At 63.7% G+C, this 24499-nt stretch carries 21 protein-coding genes and 1 pseudogene; 12 read left to right on the forward strand and 10 right to left on the reverse strand.

Translation table 11 applies throughout. The features are described 5' to 3' along the window. Window positions 1-42: 42 nt before the first annotated feature. The 6 genes from ACIGGE_RS03715 (at window position 43) to ACIGGE_RS03740 (ending at window position 5805) form a co-directional block, all read left to right on the forward strand. Window positions 43-249 carry a hypothetical protein gene (locus ACIGGE_RS03715; protein ID WP_397489498.1) on the forward strand — a complete coding sequence of 69 codons (207 nt, stop codon included), beginning with the start codon at window positions 43-45 and terminating at the stop codon, window positions 247-249. Window positions 250-427: 178 nt separating this feature from the next. Next, entirely contained in the window at window positions 428-2068 is a 1641-nt protein-coding gene (locus tag ACIGGE_RS03720) for a hypothetical protein (RefSeq protein ID WP_397489499.1), read from the forward strand. A 316-nt stretch (window positions 2069-2384) separates the two neighbouring features. Next, complete coding sequence (locus ACIGGE_RS03725; RefSeq protein ID WP_017502059.1) at window positions 2385-3749, forward strand: site-specific integrase; 1365 nt, start codon at window positions 2385-2387, stop codon at window positions 3747-3749. Window positions 3750-3929: 180 nt separating this feature from the next. Continuing rightward, the gene (locus ACIGGE_RS03730) at window positions 3930-4955 is read left to right on the forward strand and encodes a cation diffusion facilitator family transporter (RefSeq protein WP_017502060.1); all 1026 of its coding nucleotides are present in this window, start codon (window positions 3930-3932) and stop codon (window positions 4953-4955) included. 62 nt (window positions 4956-5017) lie between these two features. Then, the gene (locus ACIGGE_RS03735) at window positions 5018-5380 is read left to right on the forward strand and encodes a hypothetical protein (protein WP_228220262.1); all 363 of its coding nucleotides are present in this window, start codon (window positions 5018-5020) and stop codon (window positions 5378-5380) included. A gap of 74 nt (window positions 5381-5454) precedes the next feature. Continuing rightward, window positions 5455-5805: a metalloregulator ArsR/SmtB family transcription factor gene (locus ACIGGE_RS03740; RefSeq protein WP_017502062.1), complete on the forward strand. Its 351-nt coding sequence runs from the start codon at window positions 5455-5457 to the stop codon at window positions 5803-5805. Between the two features lie 83 nt (window positions 5806-5888). On the opposite strand, the gene ACIGGE_RS03745 is transcribed toward ACIGGE_RS03740, so the two are convergent. From ACIGGE_RS03745 to ACIGGE_RS03755, 3 genes are all read right to left on the reverse strand, one after another. Next, on the reverse strand, window positions 5889-6914 hold the full coding sequence (locus ACIGGE_RS03745; RefSeq protein WP_151885000.1) for a copper resistance protein B: 1026 nt from the start codon (window positions 6912-6914) through the stop codon (window positions 5889-5891). After that, window positions 6911-8740 carry a copper resistance system multicopper oxidase gene (locus tag ACIGGE_RS03750; protein ID WP_026109362.1) on the reverse strand — a complete coding sequence of 610 codons (1830 nt, stop codon included), beginning with the start codon at window positions 8738-8740 and terminating at the stop codon, window positions 6911-6913. The genes ACIGGE_RS03745 and ACIGGE_RS03750 overlap by 4 nt, the downstream gene beginning before the upstream one ends. Window positions 8741-8854: 114 nt before the next feature. Beyond that, a complete protein-coding gene (locus tag ACIGGE_RS03755) occupies window positions 8855-9058 on the reverse strand; it encodes a heavy-metal-associated domain-containing protein (RefSeq protein WP_017502065.1) in 204 nt (67 codons plus the stop codon). 238 nt (window positions 9059-9296) lie between these two features. Here ACIGGE_RS03755 and ACIGGE_RS03760 point away from each other — a divergent pair, with 238 nt between their 5' ends. Beyond that, complete coding sequence (locus tag ACIGGE_RS03760; protein ID WP_282499687.1) at window positions 9297-11798, forward strand: heavy metal translocating P-type ATPase; 2502 nt, start codon at window positions 9297-9299, stop codon at window positions 11796-11798. Beyond that, window positions 11795-12238 (forward strand): Cu(I)-responsive transcriptional regulator, encoded by a 444-nt coding sequence (gene cueR, locus ACIGGE_RS03765; protein WP_017502067.1) that lies wholly within the window; start codon window positions 11795-11797, stop codon window positions 12236-12238. The genes ACIGGE_RS03760 and cueR overlap by 4 nt, the downstream gene beginning before the upstream one ends. A gap of 194 nt (window positions 12239-12432) precedes the next feature. Here the strand turns inward: cueR and ACIGGE_RS03770 are convergent, their stop codons facing one another. The 3 genes from ACIGGE_RS03770 to ACIGGE_RS03780 are packed head-to-tail and all read right to left on the reverse strand — an operon-like array spanning window position 12433 to window position 18161. Continuing rightward, entirely contained in the window at window positions 12433-13836 is a 1404-nt protein-coding gene (locus tag ACIGGE_RS03770; protein WP_017502068.1) for an efflux transporter outer membrane subunit, read from the reverse strand. Continuing rightward, window positions 13823-14986 (reverse strand): efflux RND transporter periplasmic adaptor subunit, encoded by a 1164-nt coding sequence (locus ACIGGE_RS03775; RefSeq protein ID WP_397489500.1) that lies wholly within the window; start codon window positions 14984-14986, stop codon window positions 13823-13825. Before ACIGGE_RS03775 ends, ACIGGE_RS03770 begins: the two co-directional genes overlap by 14 nt. Continuing rightward, window positions 14979-18161 carry an efflux RND transporter permease subunit gene (locus ACIGGE_RS03780; protein ID WP_397489501.1) on the reverse strand — a complete coding sequence of 1061 codons (3183 nt, stop codon included), beginning with the start codon at window positions 18159-18161 and terminating at the stop codon, window positions 14979-14981. The genes ACIGGE_RS03775 and ACIGGE_RS03780 overlap by 8 nt, the downstream gene beginning before the upstream one ends. Before the next feature lie 402 nt (window positions 18162-18563). Here ACIGGE_RS03780 and ACIGGE_RS03785 point away from each other — a divergent pair. From ACIGGE_RS03785 to ACIGGE_RS03800, 4 genes and pseudogenes are all read left to right on the forward strand, one after another. Further along, a pseudogene (locus ACIGGE_RS03785) lies at window positions 18564-18758 on the forward strand (P-type conjugative transfer ATPase TrbB); the annotation flags it as partial. Between the two features lie 185 nt (window positions 18759-18943). After that, on the forward strand, window positions 18944-20107 hold the full coding sequence (locus ACIGGE_RS03790; protein WP_282499694.1) for an efflux RND transporter periplasmic adaptor subunit: 1164 nt from the start codon (window positions 18944-18946) through the stop codon (window positions 20105-20107). Next, the gene (locus ACIGGE_RS03795) at window positions 20104-21045 is read left to right on the forward strand and encodes a LysR family transcriptional regulator (protein WP_282499690.1); all 942 of its coding nucleotides are present in this window, start codon (window positions 20104-20106) and stop codon (window positions 21043-21045) included. The genes ACIGGE_RS03790 and ACIGGE_RS03795 overlap by 4 nt, the downstream gene beginning before the upstream one ends. 2 nt (window positions 21046-21047) lie before the next feature. Next, window positions 21048-21356, forward strand: a complete 309-nt coding sequence (locus ACIGGE_RS03800) for a hypothetical protein (RefSeq protein ID WP_017502074.1) — start codon at window positions 21048-21050, stop codon at window positions 21354-21356. Between the two features lie 17 nt (window positions 21357-21373). On the opposite strand, the gene ACIGGE_RS03805 is transcribed toward ACIGGE_RS03800, so the two are convergent. The 4 genes from ACIGGE_RS03805 to trbF are packed head-to-tail and all read right to left on the reverse strand — an operon-like array spanning window position 21374 to window position 24496. Beyond that, on the reverse strand, window positions 21374-21595 hold the full coding sequence (locus ACIGGE_RS03805) for a DUF2274 domain-containing protein (RefSeq protein ID WP_017502075.1): 222 nt from the start codon (window positions 21593-21595) through the stop codon (window positions 21374-21376). Beyond that, window positions 21592-22812 carry a TrbI/VirB10 family protein gene (locus ACIGGE_RS03810; RefSeq protein ID WP_017502076.1) on the reverse strand — a complete coding sequence of 407 codons (1221 nt, stop codon included), beginning with the start codon at window positions 22810-22812 and terminating at the stop codon, window positions 21592-21594. The genes ACIGGE_RS03805 and ACIGGE_RS03810 overlap by 4 nt, the downstream gene beginning before the upstream one ends. Continuing rightward, entirely contained in the window at window positions 22809-23816 is a 1008-nt protein-coding gene (gene trbG / locus ACIGGE_RS03815) for a P-type conjugative transfer protein TrbG (protein WP_017502077.1), read from the reverse strand. Before trbG ends, ACIGGE_RS03810 begins: the two co-directional genes overlap by 4 nt. Next, window positions 23813-24496, reverse strand: coding sequence for a conjugal transfer protein TrbF (gene trbF / locus ACIGGE_RS03820; protein ID WP_012049883.1), 684 nt, complete (start codon window positions 24494-24496; stop codon window positions 23813-23815). Before trbF ends, trbG begins: the two co-directional genes overlap by 4 nt. Between the last annotated feature and the right edge of the window lie 3 nt (window positions 24497-24499).

Raw genomic sequence — 24499 nt, forward strand, 5'->3', positions numbered from 1 at the left:
CCCAATAATTGACTTCCTGTTTAAGGAGGCCACATTAATGGCATGACTGACTGGCGCACCATCGACAATCTCCCGTTACGTTGGAAGGATGGCCGCACCATTCGGATGCGACTGTCTCGATTGGAAAATCAGCGCGAACTCGATGCCTTTTGGCAAGATAGTGGCGAGATGGCTGGAAATTGGGTCGCCGAAGATGACGGCGTCGTTATCCGACCGCAACAATACCTTCACCTTCTCGACGACAAGTAGTGGAAGTTATCGCTAGGCACTTTGCCCGCGTCCGCCTCACCCGTTTGAGATGATCTGCTCCCGTCCCTAAAACAATCCCACGTTCAGGTCACTGCCAATCGACAAGAGTGGCAACGTGTCAGCAGGTCCGCGTTAACTTCAGCTTTGAAGACGTGGCGCACGATGACATACCATCTGGATGACGTTGCCGAACCTCGAGCTACTTAGGGATCAAAGCCCTCTTTTCCCGGCAGACGGTGACTTCCGAGCGACGCTTGAAGCACGCGGGCTCTACAACTCATTCCAATTTGTGTTGCGACTCTCGCCGGTCGTGCATCGAAAGATCGCTTCCCTACCGAGCGGGATTACGTCTGAGGTTGATTTTGAGGGCATGCAAGCCTTCTCCACCTATCTGCACGAGACCATCCATTGGTGGCAGCACATTGGCTCGACCTACGGGTTCATGCTTAGCATGACTTACCCAACCCAATCTCACTCGAACCACGGTCACCTCAAAAAGTTAATCGAGCAAGTCGGGTTCAAAAAATCGATCCTCAATCTCGCGGAGGCCCTTCCGAGGGGCGGATTAGGCACGCCCGCCGGGACAGCAAACATTGTCATCAACAATCACTTCGACATGGAGGTTTTTCGAGGACTGACCGTAAGCCCGCATGCTGCGAAACTGATGATCCAGAATCCTCAGTTTGAAAACCTTGGTCATGCCTTCACCGTTCTATGGGGCAACAATATATCACTGCTCTCCTCTGTCACGGATCGGCATTTCAACGTAATCCCGCATCCGAAAGGATGGAGCGCAGAGTTCCGAAAACTTCGAGAGGCGCGGGAAGAGGGATACTACTACGGCTCCCCCATAGGACTCCCTGAGCTCGGCGCATATGAGCTGTTTGAGGGCCAAGCTCGCATGTCGCAGCTTCATTATCTTCACTTCGGGACTGGCGGCAAATTTGACATGGCTGATGCCGTCTCAAGCGGCATGTTCAAAGGTGTATATGGAAAAGCGTTTTCCGGCTTCTTGACCATGACGGGGCTCGACTGGCCAGATTCTCTAGATCATCCGACCGTCGCATCTTTTCTCGTGGCGTGCGATGTGGCGATCAATCCGGGCGCGGGCTTTCCCTTCCCGGTTGTCCACTTCCCTTCTTTCATCGACGATATCGATCCAGGCAGGCGCTTCATGACAATGTGTAAGCTAGCGCGAGAAAAATGCCCCGAGGTCTTTTCACTCGTTCAAGATTATTCCCGTGAGGAATACGCAGAGACGAGTCAGAAATTCGCTTCGACGATCGTCGAAATGCCACCACTGGAGATCGCGGCCGAATTTTGTCGCTGGATCTCTACACCCGAATTTCAGCCTATCATGCGGGAATATGAAACGTTCTCGTTCGGTGAGGGAAACACGGTCCCGCGCGTGCTCTTTGCGCACTTTCTTGCATTCATGCGAGACAAGTACGCTCATCCAGAATTTTTCTGTTGGCCTGGCGCGCTAATGGCAGGCGAACGGCTAGCGACAGATGCAATGGCGCTGTTTGATCGGCACGGGGCATTATTCGTCGATAAGGAAGATGACGACGGTATTTTCCCGCGTTTGATATCTGGTCAGAACGAGGCGCGAGTACAAGAAACGTTCGATAGTTTCTTTGCCAACAATGTGGTCTTCAACCTCACAAGGCAGTGGATCACGCGACCCGGTCCTTTCGACCTCGATTTTGGCTGGCTAACGCAGGGGGGCAGTCCGGAGGCTGTTCAAGCCTACTGTGAACGAACTTTCCGATCCGCGTATGGCGTGAGCCTGCGCGATGTCGACTTGCTCGGGGCCTAATTGGCGCAAGGCATGCCGAATGCCGCTTCATCATAACACAGAGTTGAGGGCCGCCAGTCTGCAAACAGCCCAAAAGGGTCATTTCAAAGAAAGTTGGTGCACCCGACTGGATTCGAACCAGTGGCCTTCGCCTTCGGAGCTAGAACCACAACGCTACGACAGGCTTACCAATCCAACGCTAGAGTACGATAACACGCTGTTTATACAGCATTTTATTGATCGTAAGGGTTCTCTGTGCTACGCCAACGACACCCACAGTTTTCGATACGGTGGTGAGATTTTGGTGAGTTTTTGAGCCCGCACTAGCGAGGTACTTATGTCGAAACTTACGAAAACCGTCGTGGACAAGTCCGAACCACGCGACCGTCAATACACCGTTTGGTGCGGCGAGCTGAAGGGCTTTGGCGTCTTCGTCCTGCCCTCCGGCACCCGGACCTACTTCGTCGATTATCGAAACGCCAACAATGTGCGGCGGCGGATGAAGCTGGGCCGGCACGGACAGATCACCGCCGAGCAAGCGCGCACGCTGGCCATTCAAGCCCTGGCCGAAGTCTCCAAGGGGAACGATCCCCTCGAAAACCGGAACAGCGCGCGCAAGGCGATCTCGGTAAAGGAGCTTTGCGAGCTGTATATCGCGGAACTCGAAGCCGGCCGCATCCTCGGCAAGGGCGGGCGGCCGAAGAAGGCCAGCACCAAGATCACCGACCTCGGCCGGATCAACCGCCACATCATCCCACTCCTGGGCAAGAAGCGCGTCACCCACGTCACCAAGGCCGACGTGACGACCATGATGAAGGACATCATGGCGGGCAAGACGCGCGGGATCGAGAAGACGGAGAAACTGCGCGGTAAGTCGATCGTACGGGGCGGCATCGGCGTCGCTAGCCGCACCGTCGGTCTCCTGGGTGGCATCTTCACCTATGCACGGGATGACCTGGGCATCATCGAGGTCAATCCGGCGCATGGCATCCGCAAGCCCAAGGACGCCGTGCGCCAGCGCCGTCTGAACGAGGACGAGTATCGCGCCCTCGGGCGCATCCTTGCCAATGCCGCCGAGGATGAACGCTACACGCGCACCGTGGAGATGATCCGTCAGATCGCCATGTCGGGTTGCCGGCGCAGTGAGGTCATCAAGCTGCGCAAAACGGAACTCGACACCGTGGGGAGTTGCTTCCGGTTCGAGGATACGAAGGAAGGTCAGTCCGTGCGGCCGATGGGCTTGCCGGTGCTGGAGTATTTCGACGAGCGGGACATGAGCGGCGACAGCCCCTATGTGTTTCCCGGCGAGCGGAACCTGGCCAAGCCGTTCGGCAGCTTCCCTCGGCATTGGGAAAAGATCTTCGCCGGGACGGAGCTGGCGGACATCACCGCTCATGTACTGCGCCACAGCTTCGCCAGCCTGGCGAACGACCTTGGTTTCACCGAGATCACCATCGCGGCGCTTCTCGGCCATGCCACCGGCTCTATCACCAGCCGTTATGTGCATACGCTCGATGCAGCCCTCGTCATGGCGGCCGATACGGTGTCCGGCTACATCCATGCGCTGCTCAATGGTGCTGAGCTGACACATACACATTATGCGCTTGATCGGGGCTCGCGTAAGGCTGCGTTGGTTCGGTTTCTGACGCCCCATCAAGACTCAACAGCACAAGCTGAAACGTCACAACGGCTGGCCGCCTGACAATTGCACACGATGGTATGGGATGCAGGCCGCTCCTAGACCGATGCGGCTTTCATCCCCAAAACTGTCTAAAGAACAAGAGGTCGGCCGGGTCATTATCCATCGGCACATAGGCATATTGACATACATTATATGAACACATATTGATGTGTTTAATGTATATGTCATGAAAGCTCGATAATGGCCCACTCGCACGCCGACCATGGTCATGGCCACGATCACGACCACGATCATTCGCACACGCCGACCATCACCAGCGACAATGAGCGCAAGGTGCTGCTGTCGTTCGGCCTGATCTTCACCTTCATGGCGGTCGAGGTCGTGGGCGGTCTGCTTTCAGGGTCGCTGGCGCTGCTGGCGGACGCCGGCCATATGATGACCGACGCGGCGGCGCTGGCGCTCGCCTATGCCGCCTTCCGTTTCGGCCAGCGCGCGGCTGATTCCAAACGCACCTTCGGCTATCTGCGTTTCGAGGTGATCGCCGGCTTCGTCAACGCCGTCACCCTGTTCGCGATCGTCGGCTGGATCGTCTATGAAGCCTGGCAGCGCTTTCAGGAGCCGCAGCCGATCCTTGCCGGCCCGATGTTCGGGGTCGCGATCGCGGGGCTGCTGGTCAATATCCTCGTCTTCTGGATTCTGACGCGCGGCGACAGCGAGCATGTCAACATCAAGGGCGCGGCGCTCCACGTCATGGGCGACCTGCTCGGCTCGGTCGGCGCCGTGGGCGCGGCGATCGTGATCTACCTGACGGGCTGGACGCCGATCGACCCCATCCTGTCGGTGGTCGTCTCCCTGCTGGTACTGCGTAGCGCATGGAAACTGGCGGGCAAGTCGCTGCACATCCTGCTCGAAGGCGCGCCCGACGGCGCGGCGCCGGAGAAGATCGAGCGCCATATTCTGGAGCATGTGCCGGGCGTGGCTGCGGTCGGCCATATCCATGTCTGGTCGATCACGTCGGGCCGCACGCTGGCGACGATGCACGTCCGACCGGCGAACGACACCGAGGCCCGCGTAGTGGTGCGTGCAGTGGAACGCGAGTTGGAGAGCCATTTCGAGATCGAGCACGCCACTGTAGCGGTGGATTGGAACGAGGAAGGCGAGACGTGCAGCCTCGCTCCCGGCAGCAAGCGGGATGAGGGACGCGGACCTGGGCACGACCATCCCAGCCACAGCCACGGCGGCGTGAAACACGCTTGCTCCCACTGATAGGCGGACGTTGGTGCAGCCTATCTGAAATGCTCTGTCAGACTGCCTCCCGGTGCCTGAAGGTGGCTCTTGGCAATGAACGGGAACCAAACGCCCGCAGGAACATCGCTGTTCTCACTGCCGCGCAAGCCTTGGGCGGCGCCAGCCCGCCGATCGTGATGTCGCTCGGCGGGCTGGTCGGTCAGCAACTCTCGCCCGATCCCGCCTGGGTTACCTTCCCCGTCAGCCTGTTCGGACTCGGCCTTCGCGACCACAGCGGCTGTTTCCTTTCTTGCCGGCACGATCTTGCACAGCTCGGGTTGGATGGCGATCAATTGGCTGATTTTCCCGGTAATCGCGACGAGCCTCATTCCGCTGCTGCTCCGGCAAGCCGGTTCCACAAGTGCAAGGGGATGATCGAGGAAAACCGGCAATTGGTTGGCTAGCGGGTGGTCAAGGCTGGCCCTAGAAGGATCATAAATCTACACATCGTCATATATTCACGTATAAGAGGCTCCTGATGTCCGACACCACCAACTCTGACGATCATGGCAATCCTAAGCATTCTCAGGGACTGTCGAGCCACGACGTAACGATCCTGGCCGAAACTTTCCGCTTGCTGGGCGATCCCTCCCGCCTGCGTATTCTGCTCTATTGCCTGCAAACGCCGCGATCGGTGGGCGACATCGCCGAAAGCCTCGATCTGTCGCAAACGCTGGTCAGCCACCATCTGCGCCTCCTGCGCGGCGCGCGCCTCGTCCGTAGCGAGCGACACGGCAAGCAGATATTCTATGAAGTGGCGGATGCCCATGTGAGCACCATGCTCATCGACATGGCCAGCCATATGGATGAGGATCACGACGACGAATGATCGCGCCCAGTAATATTTGTTCACAGAAAGACAGGAGGACCGGCGCACCTCGATCAGGCCCGCCGGTCCGATAACCATATCCCTCAGAACCAGGACCGGATTCCGATCAGGAAATTCCACCCACCTCTGCTTTCAGCGCGGGCGCGGCGAAAATCCGCCGTGTCGCCAAAGGCGCGTTCATATTTCACGCCGATATAGGGCGCGAACTCCGGCACGAACTGGTAGCGCAGACGCAACCCCAACTCGGCGGTGGACAGCCCGGAACCGATGCCCAGCTCGGGAACGTCCTGCGCGGAGAAGTTCAGTTCGGCGGTTGGCTGGAGGATCAGCTTCTGGGTCAGGCGCTGGTCATATTCCGCTTCGATTCGCGCGGTGACGTCACCCTTGTCGGACAGGAACAGCGCACTGTCGATCTCGAACCAGTAAGGGGCAAGGCCCTGAACGCCGATGACAGCGTAGGTGCGGTCCGGTCCGGACCGAAAATCGTGGCGTATGCCGGCCTGGAGGTTCCACCACGGATCGAGCGCGTGGCTCCAGAGCGCCTGCGCCTCGACACTTTCCGGGCTGTCGTCGAAGTGGCTTTCGCCTTCGGTCTTGAGCCAGAGCTTGTCGATATCGCCGCCATACCAGCCCTGCACGTCCCAGGCATAGCCGTCCTTGCCCTTGCCGATCACGGCTTCGAGCTGATCGATCAGGATATTGTGGCTTTTGATATCGCCATGTTCGCGGCGCACGATTTCGCGCGCCGGAGCCATGGCCGCCGCGCCGAATATGGCATCGGCGGCGTGATCGGGGCCGCCCATGGCCGCCGCCGATGGCCCGCGCACCGGCGGGTCGGGAATGCCCGGTTCATGGCCTGCATGGGCCTGGTGCGCTTCCATCGGCGCGGCTGAAGGCATGGCGTGGCCGGCATGAGGATCGGGCGCTGCGGAGGGTTCCGGCGGCATGTCGTGCCCCGCATGGGGATTGCCTTCGGCACCGTCCATACGATGCCCCGCATGGGAATCGGCCGGGTCCTGCTGTGAGGCGCCAGCATGACTCCGGTGATCGTGTTGCGCCCAAGCGGGAGTCGCGACGGCGAGGAGAGCGATGCCCACGAGCCGCATCATGCCGCGTCTCCGTCGAGCGGACGGACGGTGACGACGCGAAACATCCCGGCGTGCATGTGGAGCAGCAGATGGCAGTGAAACGCCCAGTCGCCGGGCGCATCGGCGGTCAGGTCGAAGCTGACCTTGCCGCCCGGCAGCACATTGACGGTGTGCTTGCGCGGATAGCTGCCGGTATGACCGTTCACCAGTTCGAAGAAATGGCCGTGCAGGTGGATGGGATGGGTCATCATCGTGTCGTTGATGAGGGTAACGCGGGCGCGTTCATTGCGCTCGAAGCGGATCGGTTCCACGCCCTCGCTGAACTTCTCGCCATCGAACGACCACATGAACCGTTCCATGTTGCCGGTGAGGTGGACCTCGACCGTGCGCTGCGGCGGGCGCGTGTCGGGATTGGGCGTCAAGGACATCAGATCGCGATAGGTCAGCACCTTATGGCCGACATCTTCGAGGCCCAGCCCCGGATCGCCGGTGCGATCGACCGGCGCCATGGCGATGGCGTCCACGCCCACACCGACCTTGACGCTGTCGGGAACCAAAGACTTGTCACGCATGTTCATGCCGCCCATCGAATGGGAACCGCCATGATCCATGCCGCTGTGATCCATCCCGCCATGGTCTGCTGTCACCGCGTCTGCCCCGGCCGCCATCGCGCCATGGCCCATGGCACTATGGTCCATTCCCGCCATTGATCCGTGGTCCATGCCGCCCATGCCCATGTCCTTCATGGTGAGCGTGGGACGCGGGCGCAGCGGCGGAATCGGCGCCGTCATCCCCATACGGGATGCGAGCGTGGCGCTCGCCATGCCGGAACGATCGATCGATTCCGCCACCAGCGTGAACGCCTTGTCCTCGGCGGGTTCGATGATGGCGTCATAAGTTTCGGCATTGCCGATCTGGAACTCGTCGACCGTTACGGGTCGGACATTCTGGCCATCGGCGCTGACCACCGTCATCGGCAGGCCGGGGATACGGATATTGAAGATCGTCATGGTGGCGGCATTGATGAAGCGCAGCCGCACCCGCTCGCCGGGACGGAACAGGCCGGTCCAGTTCTCCTGCGGGCCATGACCGTTGATGAGATAGGTGTAGGTGACGGCCGTCACGTCGGAAATGTCGGTGGGGTCCATCCGCATCTGCGCCCACATGGCGCGGTCCGATGCCGACATTTCCTCCTCGGGGCCGCCCTTCATCATGCCGAACAATGTCTGTTTCTGGCGATTGAAGTAGCCGCCTTCCGCCTTGAGCTTGGTGATGAGAGCGTGCGGATGCAGGAACGTCCAGTCGCTCAGCACGATCACATGCTCGCGATCATAAGCGATCGGATCGGGCTCGGCGGGATCGATCACGATCGGACCATAATGGCCCTGTTGTTCCTGAAGGCCGCTATGGCTGTGATACCAATAGGTGCCGCTTTGCAGCAACGGAAAGTCATAGACGAAGGTCGAACGCGGCTTGATCCCCGGAAAGCTGAGGCCGGGCACGCCGTCCATCTGGAATGGCACGAGCAGCCCGTGCCAGTGGATCGAGCTGTCCTCGTCGAGCGTGTTCTCGACGTGCAACCGCACATTCTGCCCCTCGCGCAGCCGGATCAGCGGCGCGGGCAATACACCATTCATAGTCACGGCGTGACCGGTCCGCCCGCCTACGGTGAAAGGCGTATTGGCAATCCTGAGGTGAATATCCTCGCCCGAGAGTGTGGGCAGGGTCGGTACAAGCCCGGTCGAGCCGGTTCTGGCCCAGGCGGGAACAAGCCCCGTGATGCCGAGTCCGGCTATGCCGATGGCTCCCGCTCGTAAAAACGACCTGCGCTCAATGAATGGTGTCATGTCTCTATGTCCTGCAGGTGCCCGATTTTCGGAAACGGGAACAAGGGCCGGAAATGCCGGACGGACGACAGCCGTCATCCGCCCGGTCGGACCTGGTGGTATGGCTACGCCTCCCTATGCCACTTCAATAGCGCGCGCGGGATAGCCGTCCTCGGCGAGCGCGACTTCGATAGCTTGCGCGCTAGCCACGGTATCGACCGTGACCTTCTTGTCCGCGATACTCACCTCGACCTTCGCATTGGCGTCGATCGCGGTGATCGCTTGCGCGATGTGCTTGATGCATGAACCGCAGCTCATGTTTTCGACGTGGAATTGCATGGGAAATCTCCATTGTTCCTGACAACGGATCACAAGCTAATCTTTCCCATCGTTGGAGGGTCAAGGCCGTTTTTCGCGGTCGCTATCGGAAAGGAGATCACGGCCCTACCGTTGAGCCATGTGCTTGCGAGGGCGGCTTGCTCTCATCAGGTCAGGATATATTTTGCCCTTGACCTTCCCATCAATGGAACCTGCATCTTGCGACAAATTCCAATCGTGAAGTGTGGAGTATCGAGCCATGATAGCCGCAGAAACCCTGAGAGATTCGGACGAATCCATCGATTCGGCGATCAGCTTGCCGATTGAGGGCATGACCTGCGCGTCCTGTGTGGCCCGCATCGAACGGTCGCTGAGCAAGGTCGAGGGCGTACAGTCCGTCAGCGTCAATCTGGCGACCGAACGCGCCGACATTCGAGCAAACGCCGCCGTCGACCGAAAGGCGCTGGTGCGGGCCGTCGAGGCCGCCGGCTACAGCGTGCCATCTGTCGCCGGCATCGAACTGGCGGTGGAGGGAATGACCTGCGCATCCTGCGTCGGTCGCGTGGAGCGGGCGCTCAAAGCTGTCCCCGGCGTCACCGAGGCGATAGTCAACCTAGCGACCGAACGCGCGAGCGTGCGCGGCGCGGCCGATGTTGAGGCGCTCATCGCAGCGATCGCGGGCGCGGGCTATACAGCGCGCCCAATTGAGGCCAGCGTTTCTGGCGACGAGGAAGCGGCCGAGCGGAAGGACGCCGAGCGCCGGGCGCTGAAGCGCGATCTCACCCTTGCGACCGTACTGGCGCTGCCGGTGTTCCTGCTCGAAATGGGCAGCCACGTCATTCCCGGCGTCCATGGCTTGATCGACCGCACGATCGGCATGCAGGCAAGCTGGTATCTCCAGTTCGTCCTGACGACGCTGGTGCTCGCCTTCCCCGGCATCCGTTTCTACAAGGCGGGCCTGCCCGCGCTGGCGCGGCTGGCGCCGGACATGAACTCGCTGGTTGCCGTCGGCACGCTGGCCGCCTACGGCTATTCGCTGGTCGCGACTTTCGCGCCCGGTCTGCTGCCCGCCGGGACGGTCAACGTCTATTATGAAGCGGCGGCGGTCATCGTTGCGCTGATCCTGTTGGGCCGTTACCTCGAAGCCCGTGCCAAGGGCCGCACCTCCGAAGCGATCAAGCGGCTGGTGGGATTGCAGGCCAAGACCGCCCGCGTGCGCCGCGACAGCGCGGTGTTCGAGGTTTCCATTAGCGAGGTCATCACCGGCGACATTATCGAAGTGCGTCCCGGCGAGCGCATCCCCGTCGATGGCGAAGTGACCGAGGGCGAGAGCTATGTCGACGAGTCGATGATCACCGGCGAACCCATCCCGGTCGCCAAGGCTGAGGGCGCCACGCTGGTCGGCGGCACCGTCAATCAGCAGGGCGCGCTGGCGTTCCGCGCCACCGCCGTTGGCGGCGCGACGATGCTGGCGCAGATCATCCGCATGGTCGAGCAGGCGCAGGGATCGAAGCTGCCGATTCAGGCGCTGGTCGACAAGGTGACGATGTGGTTCGTCCCCGCCGTGTTCGGTGTGGCGGCGCTGACTTTCGCAGCCTGGCTGTGGTTCGGCCCGTCGCCCGCACTGACCTTTGCACTGGTGAATGCGGTCGCCGTGCTCATCATCGCCTGCCCCTGCGCTATGGGGCTGGCGACGCCGACCGCCATCATGGTCGGCACCGGGCGCGGAGCGGAACTGGGTATCTTGTTCCGCAAGGGCGAGGCGCTGCAACTGCTGAAGGACGCCAGGGTTGTCGCGGTCGACAAGACCGGCACGCTGACCGAAGGTCGTCCCGCGCTCACCGACCTGCAAGTGACGGACGGCTTCGACCGGGCGGCGGTGCTGGGTCTGGTCGCCGCTGTCGAGGACAAGTCGGAGCATCCGATCGCCCGCGCAATCGTCGACGCGGCCAAGGCGGAAGGTATTGCGCTGCCCGCGATTACCGACTTCGACTCTATCACCGGCTTCGGTGTCAAGGCGGTGGCGGGTGGCGAGCTGGTCCAGATCGGTGCCGATCGCTACATGCGCGAGCTTGGGCTGGACGTGGCCGCCTTTGCGGAGACAGCACAGCGGTTGGGGCAGGAAGGCAAGTCGCCGCTCTATGCCGCCATTGGCGGGCGGCTTGCCGCGATCATCGCGGTGGCCGATCCGATCAAGGCGACCACGCCGGCAGCCATCGCGGCGCTGCACGCGCTCGGCCTCAAGGTTGCGATGCTGACCGGCGACAACCGCATGACGGCCGAGGCTATCGCCCGCCAGCTCGGTATCGACGAAGTGGTCGCCGAAGTCCTGCCCGAAGGGAAGGTGGAGGCGATAGCCCGGCTCAAGGCCGAGCATGGCCGCGTCGCCTTCGTCGGGGATGGCATCAACGATGCGCCCGCGCTGGCGGCTGCCGATGTCGGCCTAGCGGTCGGCACCGGCACGGATATCGCGATCGAGGCGGCCGATGTCGTGCTGATGTCGGGCCATCTGAACGGTGTGGCGACGGCCATCGCCCTGTCGCGCGCGACGATTGGCAATATCCGCCAGAACCTGTTCTGGGCGTTCGCCTACAACACGGCGCTGATCCCGGTCGCGGCAGGCGTGCTCTATCCGAGCCTGGGCATCCTGTTCTCGCCGGTGTTCGCGGCGGGTGCTATGGCGATGTCGAGCATCTTCGTCTTGGGTAATTCGTTGCGCCTGCGCGGTTTTCAGCCACGCGAGACAGGAGGAACGGCATGAACATCGGACAAGCCTCCAAGGCGTCGGGCGTCTCCGCCAAGATGATCCGCTATTACGAGCAGACCGGCCTCATTCCGAAAGCCGATCGCAAGGACTCCGGCTATCGCGATTACTCGCCATCGGATGTTCATATGCTGCGGTTCATCCGGCGGGCGCGTGATCTCGGTTTCTCGGTCGCGGAGATCAACGATCTTCTGAGCCTCTGGCGGGACAAGGCCCGCCAGAGCGCCGATGTGAAGCGGATCGCGCAGGCCCATATCGCCCAGCTTCAGGAGCGGATCGAAAATCTGAACCAGATGGCCGCGACGCTCGGAACGCTGGTGGATTGCTGCGCGGGCGATGATCGGCCTGACTGCCCGATCCTTGCCGATCTGGAGGAACCCGGCGCCGCGCCAGCATCCGTGCCGGCGGCAACGGGCCGCCTTCGGCACCGACCGTAAACGAATCAGATATTCGACACCGCTCCACGATGCGGCGCCGCTCCCGCTAAGCCGTGGTCAACAAGTCCGACAACAAGCGGACGCGTTGATCCCGAGTGGTGCGGTCGCCTTCAGAAAAACGCTGACGCCATAACCTATGGCGACCACCCCGCCGATTTGCAGTAGGTCTCGTCGTGAAGGGCGGCGCTTCTCCGTCATGTGTCGTCCGGGGTCGCGCCTCCCAGCGCCCGGATCAAGGCGATTGCCGTTCGGGCGCGATCATATTCGACCGTGATGCTGGCGCGTTGCGCGGCGAGCGCGGCGGTTTGGGCCGTCGTCACCTCCAGATAGTCGGCCGCGCCGTCGCGATAGCGATCAAGCGCCAGGCTCTCAGCCCGCGCCGCCGCTTGGGCGGCTATGCGCTGCTCGCGATCCTGACCCGTCAAGGCATCCATGCGAGACAGGGCATCCTCCACCTCCCGGAACGCATCCAGCACGGTCTGGCGGTAGCCCGCGGCGAGTTCTTCATAGTCCGTCCGGCTGATGGCCAGCCGCGCTCGCCGTCCGCCACCGTCGAACAGATTGAAGATCGTGGTGATCGGCCCGAGCGCCCAGAAACCAGTATCCGCGCTGACGATCGGCGCCTCGACCGCCTGATACCCCGCGCCGAGCCCGAGGCTGATGCGCGGATAGAAGGCGGCCCGCGCGACGCCGATCCGCGCATTGGCGGCGACCAGGCGGCGCTGCGCCTCGGCGATGTCGGGACGGCGCTGAAGAAGTTCGGAGGGCAGGGACGGCGGCAGGTCAGGCAGCGCAAGGCTTCGTTGCGCGGGATCGATGGCGAAAACAGAGGCGCTCTCGCCAACCAGCGCCGCGATCCGGTTCTCGATCCCCGCGCGCTGCGCCCGTAGCGCCTCCAGACGGGCGCGGGCATCGGCGAGCTGGGCCGTCGATCGGCTACGGTCCACGCCAGAGGCAATGCCGCCTTCGTGGCGGGTGCGGATCAAATCATCGGCGCGCGCATAGGCGGCCACGGTCCTGGTCAGCAGGACCTGCTCGGCATCGACGGCGCGAAGTTGGACATAGAGATCGGCGACCGAAGCCTGAAGGCTGAGCCGCGCCGAGCGCAAGGCGGCCTCCTGCGCTTCGGCATCCGCCGTAGCGGCGCGCACGCTGTTGCGGACCCGGCCCCAAAGGTCCAACTCATAATCGAGACCAACACCGAAGAGGATCTGGTTCGCGATTACGGGCTCGCCAGCTCCGATCGATCGTCCGGCTGAAAGCCGCTCGCGCGAAGCCCCGCCGGTCAGATCGACATTCGGCAACTGGTTGGAGCGGTCGAGCCGTGCCGCCGCCAACGCCCGGTCGTAACGGGCAAGCGCGGCCGCGAGCGTCGGGGTCCGCTCGTCCAGCCGCGCCATCAGCTCGTCGAGCACCGGGTCCGCGAATCCGCGCCACCACTCGCCACGGTCTAGATGATCGCCGGGCGCGGCCGTCGTCCATCCTTCCACATGGCGGAAGCTTGCCGGGGTCTCGATTGCCGGCGTTTGCATCGGCGGCAGGGTGGCGCAGCCGCCGAGGCCGATCGCGGCGACGAATGCTATCCTAGCGCTGCGCATTCGGAGCCGCCGGTTGCCGTGCGGGAACTACCCGGACCTTGTCGCCGGTGGCCAGCGCGTCGGGAGGGGTCTGAACGATGCGGTCGGTTGGACGTAGCCCCGAGATAATCTCGATGGTCGCGCCCTGGTCGCGACCCACCGCAACCTCCCGAAGCGCGACCTGACCCTGGCCATCGACCACGGCGACCCGCGCGCCGTCGGAACCGAGGATCAGGGCGCTCGCCGGCACCTGGACCGTTTCGGCGCCGCCAGGCACGGACACCCGCACCTCCGCGTAGCTGCCGGGTCTCAGGCGTCGAGCGCCGTTATCGACCAGAAATTCCACCAGCATTGCGCCGGATTGGCGGTCCACCGCCTCGGAGAGACGGGACAGTGTGGCCTCGAACACCTCGCCCGGTCTGTCAGGCACGGTGAACATCGCTTGCGTGCCGCGCACCAGCCTTCCCGAAAAAGCTTGCGGTACGCGCACATAGAGGCGCAGGCGGCTGACGTCGGCAACGGTGAACAAGGGTTCCACCCCCGGCGCGCCCGTCTGGACCAAGGCGCCGAGCTGGGCCGAGCGGCTGGTGACGACGCCATCGAACGGCGCCGTCAGCCGCGTAAATCCGGTCAGCGCCCTCAGCCGGCCGACGTCCGCCTGAGCGGCCCGTGCGCGCGCATCGGCAGCGGCAAACTGCCCCTGCCGCTCATCGGCTTCCTGCCGGGACACGGCGTCCTTTTCGAGCAGATTGTTCCAGCGCGCCGCCGTGGTTTCGGCCAGCCCGCGATCAGCGGCCGCGGTCTGATAGGTCGCCTGGGCCTGCGCGAGCTGCTGGTCGATCTCGGGCGCATCGAGGATGGCGAGCGTTTGCCCGCGCCGCACCCGGTCCCCGATGTCCGCGCGCCATTCGCGCACATAGCCGCTCACCCGCGCGTTGATCGCGGCGCGATTATAGGGATCGAGACTGCCCGGCAGCACGATCTCGCCTCCCTCGGACACGCGGGGCTGAACCAGGCTGACGGTGGGCAGCGCGTTCTCGGCCGCGATGGCTGCCTGTTCGCTTTCGGCCATGCCGCGCGAAACGAGGCCGCCTCCGACCAGTGCGGCAATCACGAGACCGGCCGCGCCGAGATAAAGGCCGGCGCGCTTCTTTGGGGTTGGATCAGACATGCTGGAGTTCAAGCTCCCTTGCGGGTGAGGAAGGCGCGCCCTTGCGATGGGCGATGCTGAACAGCGCCGGCACGAGCAGCAGTGTCGCCACGGTTGCGAAGATCAAGCCGCCGATCACCGCGCGGCCGAGCGGAGCGTTCTGCTCGGCGCCCTCGCCGATACCGAGCGCGATGGGGGTCATGCCGATGATGATCGCGAGCGCGGTCATCAGCACGGGGCGGAAACGGACCACCGCCGCCTCGATCGCGGCGCGGGTGGCGTCGCCGGTCTCGGCTAGGCGTTCGCGTGCGAAGCTGACCACCAGGATGGAGTTGGCGGTGGCGACGCCCATGCACATGATCGCGCCGGTGAGCGCGGGCACGGAGATGGTCGTGCCGGTCACGAACAGCATCCAGACGATGCCGGCGAAGGCGGCCGGCAGCGCGCCGATGATGACCAGCGGGTCGATCCAGCTCTGGAAGGTCACGACGATCACGAGGTAGATGAGGATAATCGCGCCGATCAGCCCGAAAGCGAGACCGGAGAAGGCGTGGTTCATCGTCTCATATTGTCCCGCCAGCGTGACGGTTACGCCGGCCGGGCGCTCGGCATCCATCTCGGCAATGATGCGATGAATGTCGCCGGCCACGGCGCCCAGGTCGCGAGCCTGCGGCGTGGCATAGATGTTGATGACCGGCTGGATGTCTGCTCGGCTCGCTACGTTGATGGTCGTATTGCGAGTCACGGCGCCAAGACCGCCCAGCGTCTGGGCCTCCCCGGCGCCCGTCGCCGAAACCGGCAGCGCTTCCAGCGCAGCGATCGTGTCGACCTCCAGTTCGGGGACTTGCGCCACGACAGGATAGGACACCCCGTTTTCGGGATTGAGCCAGTAAACCGGCGCAGACTGCTGCGTGCCGGCTAGGGCGGTCGCGACGCTGGTGGTTACGTCACGCTGGTTGAGCCCGTATTGCGCGATCCGCGAGCGATCGATGTCGATGTTGAGCTGCGGCGCGCGCGAGGATTGCTGGAGTCGGGCGTCGGCGAGGCCGGGCACGGTCCGAACGCGTTTGAGGATCGCTTGCGCATAAGCTTCGTTCGCCGCGAGATTCCGGCCGCGCACCTGGATATCGATCGGCGCTGGCGAGCCGAAGTTCAGGATTTGGCTGGTGATGTCGGCAGGCAGGAAGGAGAAATCAACGCCCGGAAAGCTCACGGGCAGCTCGCGCCGCAAAGTGGCGACATGCGTGTCCGTCGCGGTTCGGTTCCGCCCGAGCGAGATGAGGATATCGCCCTCGTTCAGTCCCACCGTCCCCGTATTGTTGTAGATGACGTTGAGCAGCGCGGAGGACATTCCGACATTGGCGACGACCGATTCAACCTGCTCGGCGGGGATCAATTCGCGCACCCGCGTCTGCACCCGCGAGATCAGCGCCGTGCTGTCCTCGATGCGCGTGCCTGCCGGCGCGCGCACATGCAGGGTGATTTGCCCAGCATCCACAGTGGGAAAGAAGTCGCGGCCAAGTGTGGGAATGAGCAGCAGCGACGCCACCATCGCGCCGAGGAACGCCGGGATGAAGATGCGCCGTGCGGACATCACGCGGGAAAGCACCCGCCCGAAGCGGTCCTTCTGCCTGTCGAACCCGGTCGAAAAGCGATGCTGGAACCGGACGAGTGGATTGCGCGAGCGGGCGCGCTCGGCCTCTTCGCCCTCCCGATGCGGGCGTAGCAGATACATCGCCATCGTCGGGATGAGCGTGCGCGACAGGATGAACGAGGCGATCATCGAGAAGATCACCGCCAGTGCCAGCGGCACGAACAGATAGCCTGCGACGCCCGGCAGGAAGAACATCGGCACGAAGACGATGCAGATGCACGTCACGATCACGAAGGCGGGCGTCACGATCTGCGCCGCGCCGTCCATGATCGAGCGTAGAACCGGCTTCCCTTTCTCAAGGTGCCAGTTGATGTTCTCGATCGTGACCATCGCGTCGTCGACCAATATGCCGATGGCCAGAGCCAAGCCGCTCAGCGTCATGATGTTGATCGTCTGGCCGGTCGCGCTCAGCGCCAACAACGCGGCGAGGATCGCCAAGGGTATCGTGGTCACGATGATGATCGTCGATCGCCACGATCCCAGAAACAGCAGGATCATCAGCGAGGTCAGCACGGCGGCCAACACACCCTCATAGGCCACGGTGGAGACGGCCGCCTTCACCAGCACCGACTGGTCGCCGATAAGCTGGACGCGCAGCGTTTCCGGGAGGCCCTCGGTGATCTGTGGGATACGCTCGCGAACCGTATTGACGATATCGATGGTTGAGGCCGCACCGCTCTTGAGCACGGTCATCAGGACTGACCGCTGGCCTTCGACTTGGACGATGTTCATTTGCGGCGGCGCGCCGTCGCGGACTTGGGCGATGTCGCGCATGGTGATCGTCGCGCCGTCGACCACGCGAACTGGCAGATTGTTCAACTGCTCGACCGAGCCCGGCGCATTGTTGAGCCTGACGGTGTATTGCAGGCCGCCGACCTTGGCGAAGCCCGCCGGGATGATCTGGGTTTGCGCGGCAATCGCCGCCGCGACGTCGCCGGCGGACAGGCCGCGAGCGCGCAGCGCCTCAGAGTCGATGTCGATCTGTATCTGACGCTGCTTGCCGCCGAATGGGAAGGGCATGGCGACGCCCGGCACGGTGATGAGCTGCGGGCGGATTTGATTGACGCCGAGATCGTAGAGCTGCTGTTCGCTCAGCCCTTCGCCGGAGAGGGCGAGCTGGACGATCGGCACGGTCGAGGCGTCATAGTTGACGATGAACGGCGGAGAGATGCCCGGCGGAAGCTGACGCAAAATGGCCTGCGAGATCGACGTGACCTGCGCGGTCGCGGTGCGAATGTCCGCGCCTGGCTGGAAGTAAATCCGCACGACGCCAACGCCGTTCATCGACTGGCTCTCGATCCGGTCGATGTCGTTGACGGTCGTGGTCAGCACGCGTTCGAACGGATTGATGATCCGTCCGGCCATGTCCTCGGGCGACAGCCCATTATAGGTCCAGGCGGTCGCGATCACCGGCACGCCGATGCGCGGGAAGATGTCGACCGGCATCCTCAGAACGGACAGGATGCCGAGGCCAAAGATCAGCACGGCCATCACGATGAAGGTCAGCGGTCGCGTTAGCGCGACCCGCACGAGCGCCATCATCGTGGCTGGTTCCGAAACATAGGTGACTTGCTAGGCATCGCACGTCCTCCCGCGAGATCGCGAAAATGGGCATGCTCCCGTCTTGCGTGATCGTGATCGTGGTGGCTGTGGGAATGGGGCATGTCGATCTCAAACGGAGCCATAAGATGTGCACATGAATATGTGTTCATCTGTTTGATGTCAACTCGATGCAGTCAAGCACCACCATGAGCTGGCCGTGGCGATGACGAGCAAATGGCAGCGTCATTTTTGCGCTCGGAGAAGCCGATGACGGCGTCGGCGGTTGAGGGACGGCTTCAGGAATCCGGGAATTCCTGACTTTCCGCATTGATTCGTTTGTTGCCGCAGACCGATGCTTCTTCCAACGTTTGGAAGGTCAAGGGATGAATCACTTCGGGCTCACGTCGGACCTACGCCGCCGGTACGTTGCTCGATGACTATGTGCAGTCGGGCACCATGGCCGCCGACCAAGCGGCGCTTCTAGCCGAAGTCGCCAAGGGTCCCGACCGCGTCGTCATCATTGAGGACACGCGCGAGCTTCAATGCGCCGCGCCTAATCTCGTCGCGATGCGCACCAAGGATGGCATTGCGACGCTCGACGCGCCATGCCGGCGTGCCCCTTCGACCTATCGCCTATCCTTTCATATTTATCTATATTCATATGAATGATTGTTGAAAATAATCCTTGACCTTGCCAACGCTGGAAGCCGCAAAGCGAACAGGAATCGATCAGACGCCGCGGAACGGATGAACAAGGCGCGGCACAGTTGAAAGGCAATATCATGCCGACAAAAAGCGCACTCCTGGCTTCCATAGCCTTGGCTATTGGCGGCCTTACGTCAGCTTGTAGCAAATCGGGCGGCGATCAGGGCGCACAAGCGGCGGCAGCGCCGCAAGTGCCAGTAGCGCAAGTTGTCGTGCGCGAGCTTGCCCCCTCGGCCGAGTTCAACGGTTCGCTATCGGCGCCCCAGAGCGTCGAGTTGCGGCCCCGCGTCAGCGGCGCAATCGTCTCCGTCCATGTCCCCGAAGGCGTACTCGTCAGGAAGGGGCAGCTTCTGTTCCGCATTGATCCGCGACCATTCCAGGTCGCGCTCGATCAGGCGCAGGCGCAGCTTCGTCAGGCGCAAGCCTCCGCAACGCTCGCCGAAAGCAATTTCACCCGCTCGGAACAACTCGTCGCGACCGGCGCAATCTCGCGCAAGACTTATGACGACGCGCTGGCGCAGCGGAACGCCGCACGCGCACAGGTGCAGGCCGGTAGCGCGGCCGTAGCCGCCGCACGGCTCGACCTTTCCTTTACGCAGGTCACGGCGCCGGTCGGCGGCCGGGTCGATCGCGTGCCCTCGGACCTTCTGGCGCGCCGACCCGACATCCGCGCGGTCGAACATACGCTGCGCGCCGCCAACGCGAATATCGGCGCTGCCCGCTCAGCGTTCTTCCCGACGATCAGTCTGACCGGCTCGGCGGGAACGGCGAGCGCGAGCCTCGACGATCTGTTCTCATCGGGGTCGGGCGCATGGAGCTTCATGCCGCGCATCACCCTGCCGCTTCCAATCTTCGGCGGCAGCGCGCTGAGAGCCAACCTCGATCGCGCGGACGTGCAGAAACGGATCGAAATCGCCAACTATGAGAAGGCGATCCAATCCGCCTTCCGCGACGTGGCTGACGGGCTCGCCGGCAAAGGAACCTTGGACGCCCAAATCCGATCGGAAACGCAGCGGGTCGATGCCAGCCGCAATGCCTACAGGCTCGCGGAACAGCGGCTCAACTCAGGCGAGGATGACAACCTCGCCCTGCTCGACGCGCAGCGCACGCTTTACGGGTCACAGCAAGCCTTGGTCCGCTCCAAGCTGGTGCGGCTCAGTAATCTCATCAATCTCTACAAGGCGCTGGGTGGCGGCTGGACGGAGTTCACGACACCGCCTGATGATCCGTTAGCCCGGTGATTGAGCTGCGCCAGCTCCGCTACCTGATTGCGGCGGCCGAGGCCGGTAGCTTCAGTCGCGCGGCGCGCAGCATAAATATCAAGCAAGCAACGCTCAGCCGACACGTCCTCGAAATCGAGAAGCGGCTAGGCATGGCGCTGTTCGACCGCAAGACCCGCGGTGCCACTCTGACTCCGAATGGCAGAACCTATCTGCGAACGGCACAGCGCATCGTGAAGGAGTTCGAGGAACTGAACAACTGGGTCCGCGCCACGAACAACGGCCACGTCGGCAAGCTGGCCGTAGGCTTCTATACGTCCTTCTCCGCCGGCAACTTGCGGGCAACGCTCAGCGAGTTCGGCGAACGCCACCCCGAGGTCAAAGTATCCGGCTTTGAACGCGATCGGGATATGCTGTTGGCCGGGATCGAGAATGGCCTGCTCGATATCGCGATCATGATTGGGGAGGCCTCCTATCGGGGTCTGATGAGCCGTTCTTTCTGGAGTGAGCGCATATTTGTAGCAATGCCGGCAGGCCATCCACTCACCCAATGCGAACGCATCCATTGGCCCGACCTGACCGGCGAACACTTTTTGCTGACCGAACGAGATCCCGGCCCAGAGACCCGAAACATCCTCATGGGCAAACTTGGGGTCCCCGGTTGCATGCCAGAGATCGACATGCAGGATATCGGACGCGAGACAATGTTGAGCGCCATTGCGCTCGGTGGGCGTCTCTCGATTGTCGCCGAATCCGCCTTGGGTATCCAAGTGCCAGGCGTAACGTTCAGCGAAATCCACGACAGTCATGGACATATGCGGATCGGCTTCTCGGGCTATTGGCGTGAAGACAATGACAACCCCGTCTTGCTGCGCTTCCTTGATCTCGTGGCCGGTCGCTATTCGCTGCCGCCCATTCTGATGCCGCAGCCATCACATCACCAACCGGAAAAGGAATAGCCATGACACGAAGCAAGACACTCTTCATCGTGCTGGTCGCGCTGGTCATCGGATTCGGCGTGGGCTTCGTGCTGCGCCCGGTGATCATGCCCGTCGAGCGTGCGCCGGCCCTCGCGAGTCCGGCCCCCGCCGCACCGGAGCCGGCCGAACCGCGCGGGACGCAGTATTTCGCGGCGCATCTCGATGAAGCACGGGAGATCGTGGGGCAATGCGCGGAAGGCTCGGTGCGGGGCAGCGAGTGCGCCAATGCCGAGCAGGCCGTGATCGAGGCGGAAGGCCGCGACCGCTTCAAGAAGTTCATGGGCAACTGACGGCAGGCGGCGCGCTCTCACTTCCCCTGCGCGCGGTGCCGGCGAAAGGCGCGGTCGGTTTCCATGAACCGGGCGAGCATCGGCGCGACCAGCTTGTCGGGCGGGACCGGCGCTCCCCCGGTCTCGGCTGCGAGCGCGGCGGCATAGGCGACGAGATCGCGATGCACGGCGGCGGGCAGCTCCACGGAGAGCTTGACCGGCCGATCGTCGGCCAGCGGCCCCAACTTCAATTTCGTCATCGTGTCGCTCCGATCGGTTCAAGCACCAGGTCGCGCGTGATGACCACGCGCAACGGATGCCCCGGCCGGATGGTGAGCGTCGGCTGCACATTGAGCTGCCGACGCACGATCTGCTGGCCGGTCTGGTTGATGGTGTCCTGCGAGCCGCGACGCAGTGCGCGAGTAAGTTCGTCCTCGCTATCCGCGCCCAATTCGGCACCGACGCCGAGCAGTGTCGAAACGGCGGCGGCTTTCAGCAGATTGCCCCAATGCTGGTTTACGCGATCCTGTAGGCCAGCATATCCGGCCGCATCAGCGCCGGGCTGGCGCTCGAGAACGATCGAGCGGCCGTCCGGCAATATCAGCCGATCCCATGCCAGCAGCACGCGCGCCTGCCCGGCGGCGATCTCGCTGTCATATTCGCCGATCAGCCGCGTGCCCTGCGGGATGAGCAGGATGCGGCCCGTAGGGCTGTCATAGACGTTTGCCGTTACCTGGGCGGTGATCTGGCCGGGAAGGTCCGAACGGATGCCGGTGATGAGCGCGGCAGGGATGATGCTGCCGGCCTGCACGATGTTGGGCGAGGCCGGCGCCACGAGGCGTTCGACGCTGACCGTCCGCTGATTAGACGCCTGCGCCAAGAAGGCTCGCTTGGCGGCCTGGTCGCCCTGCGCCGTCTCGGCAGGTTGCGGTGAGGCAGGAGCACCAGGCGCTGCCGTCGCGAGGTTCGGCAAAGACGGCATCGCAGCGGCCCCGGCGCTGCTGCCACCCAAGAACACGCCGCTCATGCGGGCGGCGTCGCGCTCCTGCTGCGCGCGCTGGCGGGCGGCTTCCTCAGCCTGCGCGCGCGGATCGGGCTGGGCGCCGACCGGCGGGACCTGGACATTCTCCCCGCGCTGCTGGGCCGAGACGATCGGGCCGCCGAGGTCGCCGGGAAGCGGCGGGCCGAGTTTCGGCGCTTGGCTATAGTCGCGCGGTCCCGACGTGATGGTCTCGGACGTGGCGCGGCTGTCGGTGTTGTAAAGCTCCTTGGCCTCCTTCTCGCCGGCCGGCTTGAGCGCATAGATCAGTGAGCCGCCGATCCCGAGGCCGGCGACGACGCCGAGGGCGGCCAGCGCCTTGCGCGACAGGCGCATGACGCGCGGCGGGTTGCCGCGAAGCTGGAAGGCTTGCGGATCGGGGCGCGGCGCTTGCGGTGCGGCCGCCTCGGGCGGGGAATTGTCGGCGGGATCGGTCACGGCCGCCCCCTGCGCCCATTGTCGCGCACGATGCGGACGCGCTGCTCGCCGCGCCGGTCGCCCAGGCGCAGCTCGGCGGCGGCGAACAGCCGGTCCACCACCATGTAGCGGCCCTGCACGCGGTAATTAACTAACTCGGCATCGCCGGCCGCGCCGGTCACGAACAGCGGCGGCATCTCGCCCTGCGAGATCCCGGCCGGAAACTCGATGAACACTTGGGCTGCATCATCGAAGGCGCGAACCGGCTTCCACGGCACGCGGTCGCCCTCGATCCGGTAGCGGAAGTTGAGCGCCGCGAGGTCGAGGCCGGTCGCGACGGGGGCAGCGGCGGCATTGGCGCCGCGCAGCGCGATGAGCTGGTCCTGCGGATAGGTCCATGAGACCGAGGCCATGTATGTCGATGCGGTCGCGCGCAATTCGATGTGATAGGTGCGCCGGTCGGTATTGATGACGAGGTTCGTGGAAATGTCGGGGCGTGTTGGCTTCGCCAGGATATGCACGCGCGCCGTCGCGCCGCTGCCGCTCACCGTGTCGCCGATGATCCAGCGCACGGTGTCGCCGGCCGCGACCGGCCCGGGCCCCACGAGCTGCTCGCCTTCCTGAAGCGCGATGTCCGTCACCTGGCCGGGCGCGGCATAGACCTGATAGAGCGCGCCGTCCGTCCAGGGATATTGCTGGATGGCGTTGAGGAAACCGTCGCGCACCGGCTGCACGCGGGCGGCCGCGTTGGCGGCCCCGACACGGCGGCGCGGATCGGCGGGCTCGGAAGTCGCTGCCCCGGCCGCGACCGGCTTCAATTGGCCGGGGAGCGGCAGGGGTTCGGGGATCGTCACCACCTCGACGGCGCGGAGCGGTTCCGCGGCCGGCGTCGCCGCGATCTCGCGCGGCGGATCATCATAGCGAATCGCGGGCGGCTTCGCCGATGTGGTGGCGCAGCCGGCGAGCGCGGTGGCGGAGACAAGCAGGACCGCCGAGGCGGAACGGCGAAATGGCGTGTGCGTCATTGCGACAGCTCCCTTGACCAATTCAAAGCGTTGACGAAGACGCCGAGCGGATTCTTGCGCAGGGCGTCGGGGGTGCGCGGCGGCTGCACGACGATGGTGAGGATCGCCGACCAGCGTTCGGTGGCGGCAAGGCTGCCGTCCTGATAGCGGCGCTCGGTCCAGGCGACGCGGAAGCTGTCGGGCGATGCCCGGATCACGCTCGACACGTCCACCGCGACCTGCACCCGGCCGACATTGGCGAAGGGGTCGTTGGCGCGGGCGTAGTCGTTGAGCGCCACCGCGCCCCGATCGGTCGTGAAGTCGTAGGCGCGCAGCCAGTTCTGGCGGACGATCACCGGATCGGCCGGGATCGCCCTGACCTGCTCGATGAAGCGGGCGAGATGGAACGCAATTTGCGGATCGGTCGGGCGATAGCCCGCCTCGGCGGGGGCGACGGCCTGGGCCTCGCCGAGCCGATCGACCTGCACCACCCAGGGCACGATATGCCCACGCGCCGATTGCCAGACGAGACCGGCGGAAAGGCCGCCCGAGAGCGCCAGCGCGCCGAAGAAGGCGAGGCGCCAGTTCTTCGCCTGCACGCGCGCGGAGCCGATGCGGTCGTCCCATTGCTGGGCTGCGCGCTGATAGGGTGTCGTGGGTTCGGGCGTCTGGCCGTAGCGGATGGTGGGGCGTCGGAACATGGG

Origin of the sequence: Qipengyuania sp. NPDC077410 (genome assembly GCF_044543405.1) — a bacterium.
Classification (GTDB): domain Bacteria; phylum Pseudomonadota; class Alphaproteobacteria; order Sphingomonadales; family Sphingomonadaceae; genus Qipengyuania; species Qipengyuania pacifica.